The organism is Lentibacillus sp. (assembly GCF_035301675.1).
In the GTDB taxonomy this organism is placed as follows: Bacteria; Bacillota; Bacilli; order Bacillales; family Amphibacillaceae; genus Lentibacillus.
The window spans coordinates 1-4,932 of the sequence record NZ_DATGTT010000092.1 but is presented as its reverse complement, the minus strand read 5'-3'; the positions used below and the strand labels follow the sequence as shown (position 1 = coordinate 4,932).

The following is a 4,932-nucleotide window of genomic DNA, read 5'->3' as shown; positions in this document are numbered from 1 at the left end:
ATCAAATAAAATGCGAACATGATTGGTGCAAATAACCCGCTCCGGAAATACACTTCGCTTTCCGTGGGCGGCTGGTGAGCCCCCTTGTGCTACCGCACTTCGGTGTCTCACCTATGCCTTTCCTCCCACAGGAGTCTACGTATATTTCCTACGCTAAGTCTGTGCTTTATTCGCCTTTAAAGTTAAACACTTTAGTTATGTCCCAGCCCTTCAAGTAGGGGAGTTTATGCAAATTTCGGATCCTGCAGTAACCGTTCGATCTCTTCCTTGTGATGTGTTTCGTCTGCAATGACATCTTCCAGTTTGACGACAAGCTCTGTAAATCCTAGTGCTTCAGCTTGTTTTATACGTTTTTCATAGCGTTCGATCGTTTCTTTTTCCGCTTTTAAGGAAGCTTCCAGTAAAGGTTTCACTTCTGTCGGCTGTTCGACCTCTGCTGAATCTGTTGTCGGTGTGCCGCCGAGAGACGCTATTTTTTCCGATAAATATAATGCATGACCAAGTTCATCGGTAATTTCGCTTTCGAAAAACGGTTTCAGTGCGGAACGGTATAGTCCGGAAACAACCGATGCACTATAAGTATATTGAATTGCTGCACCGTATTCATGTGCTAAGTCCACATTTAAACCATCAATTAATTCCTGTAATTGTTTATCCATGTTTGATCCCAACCTTTAATTTGAAGTATATAGTACAATACCCTTATGAATCTTTTTAAAACGTTAGAATAGTCGATTTGGAGAGAGGTTAGCGCAATTGTCTAGAAAAAGTATTTACTTTATTATTGGATTAGCTGTCGTTATGTTCATGATCTTTATCATTTGGAATGTTAAAATTATGGCAGGAGTAGTTCCATATGTTGATCAGTGGTCAAGGGGATTTGTGGCTAATATAGCGGATTCAACAGTCTATCTGATTTTTCGCTGGATAACTGAATTAGGATCGAAGTCTTTTTTACTTCCGTTTACGATTATTATGAGTCTTTTTCTATGGTATTTGTTGCAGGATTGGCTTGCAGGTTTTTTGTTTGCGAGTGGAACGCTTGGAAGCCATCTGTTAAACACGCTCATAAAGGGACTGGTTGAAAGAGAGCGTCCGCGTATTTTACTCGAAGCAAATGCGGAAGGGTATAGTTTTCCGTCCGGACATGCGATGACTTCCCTTGTTTGTTATGGATTGTTCGTATACTTCATTGTAAAGAAGATCACATCACAGAAAACGGTATTGGGCATAAAAATAGCTTTCGCATTGCTTGTTTTTTTGATTGGCATAAGCAGATATATCATCAATGTGCATTATTTAACAGATGTTATAGCAGGGTTTACGATCGGGGGACTATACTTGACGGGGATGGTTTATTTGTTTGAGTTAATACAAAAACGAAGATCAAATGATGCTTCCTTTATCTGAGATAAATAAATAAAAAAAGGACTGAATTAGTAACGTTTAAACAGTTTATTTTCATGTTTTCATACAAATTTCTTATTCAAGAGAAGGTTTTTTGCAGTCCTCATTTTTGTTTTTTGGAAAGAACACTTGTATAATACAAGTGACCAATTATTAGAGGTGTAAACCGATATGGAAAATATCAAGTCAAGTGAAACATTAATGATGCTGGTTTGGGCAATTGCGCTACTAGCAATGATGGGTAGTGTGTTTTATTCGGAAGTAATGGGCTATGAACCGTGTGAATTATGCTGGATACAGCGTATTCTTATGTATCCGCTAGTCGTTATTTACGGCGTTGCAGCACTAAAGAAAAATGTATACATTGCTTTACCGGGATTAATATTAAGTGGAATCGGCATATTTGTATCTATCTATCATTATATGATTCAAAAATTGCCCGCATTACAAGAGTCTGGTGGTATGTGCGGTGTTGTGCCATGTAATTTACAGTATGTGAATTATTTTGGGTTTGTAACGATACCATTTCTAGCCGGAACAGCTTTTATTTTAATTTTTGTTCTACATATATTTTTGCTGAGACAACAAGGGAGGAACGCATAATGGGAAAGAAGATGTTAATATTTATAGGTGTTATTGTTATTTTGTTTGGTGCTCTATATTTCGTAGTTGATAGTAAAAATAAAAAAGCAGTAAATGATAATGACAATCCATACGGGAAAACCAATCTTGAGCAGGAGACAATTGATCAATTGGATGACCCACTCTATCAGAACCAGATTACACCGGATGATTTAGATGAGAAGCTGGATAATCAGGAAGATTTAACTGTATATTTCTACAGTCCAACATGTGGCTATTGTCAAAAAACAACACCGGAACTTGTGCCGTTAGCGGAAGATTTGGATGTTGATGTAAAAAAGTTGAATCTCCTTGAATTTGATGATAAATGGAATACATATGGTATTGAAGGAACACCAACTTTAGTACGGTATGAAAACGGAAAAGAAGTTGGCAGGATCAGTGGACAGCAAAATCAACAAGGTTTACAGGCGTTTTTTGATGAATATGTATTAGATGAATAAGGTAATAAAAATCTAACCAGCATTGGGCTGGTTAGATTTTTACTTTCTAGCTCTTTCGTAAATTTTGTTATTATTAATCCTCGTATTTGATGTAAACTGCGACGTAAAATCGAGTTGATTTCCAAAAGTATGTGGTGTTGCTACCGTCCGGGATCGCTTCGGGTGTATGCTTTCCGCGGGCACGGCCTCAGCCTCCTCGAGAAAACCACTCTGCGGGGTCTTCGGACACGTGCTATTTCCGCAGGAGTCACCACCCTCCACTCACCCGGACTGGTAAAGCTCATTATGGAAGAATACTTTGTCATTTCATTTAGCTAAAGAACTCTGTTATTAGCAAACGCTATACCAGCAGCCCGTTTACATGCCCCTTCATAGGGGTATGCCCGCGTTGGGCGCAAAGCCCGCCTTTAGTCGGCCTTCCTTGCTACAATGGGAAGAGAGGCATCGGTGAGACCCCACAGTGCGTAGCACGAGGAGGCTCAACAGCCGCCCCCGGAAAGCGAAGTGTATACGGGCTGCGCCGGCTAGGTAACTTGTTTCCATTATTAGCGCTACAGATCTAACATAAATAGAAGTTACGTCGCAGTTTATAGATTTTGTGTCAAAAACAATAATTCTTTTCGGTGGGACGAGTAACCGTAAATGCTCTTCGATGGGGCGAGTAATCGCAGTCCCAGTCCCAGTCCCAGTCCCAATCCCAATCCCAATCCCAATCTTAGAAAAGAGTCTACTTTTACTCTTCCTCCTGGTCGATCATATGGTAGCTCGTGATGAAAGGACGGTCAGCAAAGTATGCCGGTGGTTTAGTTGCTTGCCCTTTGTGTGATTCCTTAAATTGATCAGAGTTTTTCCAGTTAGTAAAGTCTTGTTCAGAAGCCCATTGGGTAAATACAACATAGGTATTGCCTTCTAAAGGACGTAGTAAACGAAAAGCCTGGAATCCCGGCATGGCGTCCACTTCATCCTGCCGTTGTTTGAAACGGTCTTCAAAAATCGGTTGACCTTCATCTGTTACAGGGATATTGTTCATTACAATATAACCTTCTTCTTGAATCTTTCCTTTGGTAATAAGCACTTCATACGCTCTTCCTGAAGAGAAAACATTTCTCGCTTTATCTTCATAATAAGCTAGTGAGCTTGTGTCACTATTCATGTAATAAAAATCGATGTCCGGATGTTTTTTAGCGATACTTTTCAGCACGTCCAAGGTTCCATTTGTCATAAATGCCTTCATTTTAATAACCCCCTTCAATTACTTCCCATAATACCTCATCCCTGGTAGCGTTAGTCAAGCCTTACCACTTTATAGTGATTATTAATTAGTAATGTGTGTTATAACTTTCGGATTGCCGCATTTTGTCGTATAATGAACGGAGATGGTTGAAGTTCAATCATGTGTTGAGGTGAACAGATGAATAGTAATAATCAAATGGATAAAAAAAGAATATTTTCTTCGCCGGGAAAAATAAAATGGTTATTGTTTATTTCGGCATTTATTGTTGCTGTTGCACTGGCAGGATATGCAGCTATTTTATTCGGCGGTAACCTTGTAGTGGATGACGAACAGTTAATTTTAGATGCAACAACAACAATAGAAACTGCTGATGGAAAAATAATAGGTGAGTTATATAACGAGAATCGTTCGCTTGTAGCTATTGAGGACATACCGGATCATGTCCAAAAAGCATTTATTGCGATCGAGGATCGGCGTTTTTACAATCATAGAGGCGTCGATTTTAAATCAGTTGCCCGTGCCGTTTACAAAGATATTATTGCGATGAGTAAAGTAGAAGGTGCAAGTACGATAACCCAGCAATTAGCAAAAAATCTATTTTTATCTAATGATAAGTCATGGATGAGAAAAACAAAGGAAGTGATGGCGGCTGTTTATTTGGAGCGTCAACTTTCGAAGGATCGTATATTGGAATTATACTTAAATCAGATGTATTTCGGTCAAGGGGTTTATGGTGTAGAAAAAGCATCCCAACGTTTCTTCTCTAAATCAGTACAAGAATTATCGCTCTCTGAAGGTGCGATGTTGGCCGGGCTTGCTAAAGCACCGAATGGTTATTCACCGACAGAACATCCGGAGAAAGCATTGAAAAGAAGAAATGTTGTACTTCAATCAATGGAAAATGTTGGGATTATCGATACGGAGACACGTCTTAAAGAACAGGGGAAGACGTTAGGGTTGGATGTGTATAAAAGGGAAATAATTCCATCTGTTGCCGGTTATATTGATTTAGTGATGAAAGAAGCGGCAGATCAACATCATTTGTCGATTGATGAATTAAAAAGAGGCGGTTATCGGATTGTTGTCAATATAGATGAGACAATTCAACAAATTGCTTACGAAGAATTTAAAAAAGAGGACTATTTCCCGGGAAATACAGCGGGTATTGAAGGTGCTTTTGTCATGATGGATCAAAATACCGGGAAA

6 protein-coding genes are annotated in these 4,932 nt (G+C 39.3%); 4 read left to right on the top strand and 2 right to left on the bottom strand.

Annotation, left to right across the window (positions count from 1 at the left end):
• Positions 1-224: 224 nt before the first annotated feature.
• Positions 225-659, bottom strand: coding sequence for a ferritin-like domain-containing protein (locus VK097_RS13665; RefSeq protein WP_324212353.1), 435 nt, complete (start codon positions 657-659; stop codon positions 225-227).
• A gap of 97 nt (positions 660-756) precedes the next feature.
• On the opposite strand from VK097_RS13665, the gene VK097_RS13660 reads away from it, so the two are divergent.
• The 3 genes from VK097_RS13660 (at position 757) to VK097_RS13650 (ending at position 2,492) form a co-directional block, all read left to right on the top strand.
• Positions 757-1,410, top strand: a complete 654-nt coding sequence (locus tag VK097_RS13660; protein WP_324212352.1) for a phosphatase PAP2 family protein — start codon at positions 757-759, stop codon at positions 1,408-1,410.
• A 168-nt stretch (positions 1,411-1,578) separates the two neighbouring features.
• On the top strand, positions 1,579-2,010 hold the full coding sequence (locus tag VK097_RS13655; protein WP_324212351.1) for a disulfide oxidoreductase: 432 nt from the start codon (positions 1,579-1,581) through the stop codon (positions 2,008-2,010).
• A complete protein-coding gene (locus VK097_RS13650; RefSeq protein ID WP_324212350.1) occupies positions 2,010-2,492 on the top strand; it encodes a thioredoxin family protein in 483 nt (160 codons plus the stop codon). The genes VK097_RS13655 and VK097_RS13650 overlap by 1 nt, the downstream gene beginning before the upstream one ends.
• A gap of 733 nt (positions 2,493-3,225) precedes the next feature.
• Here the strand turns inward: VK097_RS13650 and VK097_RS13645 are convergent.
• A complete protein-coding gene (locus tag VK097_RS13645) occupies positions 3,226-3,726 on the bottom strand; it encodes an antibiotic biosynthesis monooxygenase family protein (protein ID WP_324212349.1) in 501 nt (166 codons plus the stop codon).
• Positions 3,727-3,903: 177 nt separating this feature from the next.
• Between VK097_RS13645 and VK097_RS13640 the strand changes: the two genes are divergently transcribed.
• On the top strand, positions 3,904-4,932 hold a 1,029-nt coding region (locus VK097_RS13640), incomplete at its 3' end, for a transglycosylase domain-containing protein (RefSeq protein WP_324212348.1).

What these genes read in the sequence shown, in the direction of transcription:
- VK097_RS13645 (WP_324212349.1), bottom strand. Translation starts at nt 3,726, where the DNA reads ATGAAGGCATTTATGACAAATGGAACCTTGGACGTGCTGAAAAGTATC.
- VK097_RS13655 (WP_324212351.1), top strand. Translation starts at nt 1,579, where the DNA reads ATGGAAAATATCAAGTCAAGTGAAACATTAATGATGCTGGTTTGGGCA.
- VK097_RS13650 (WP_324212350.1), top strand. Translation starts at nt 2,010, where the DNA reads ATGGGAAAGAAGATGTTAATATTTATAGGTGTTATTGTTATTTTGTTT.
- VK097_RS13665 (WP_324212353.1), bottom strand. Translation starts at nt 659, where the DNA reads ATGGATAAACAATTACAGGAATTAATTGATGGTTTAAATGTGGACTTA.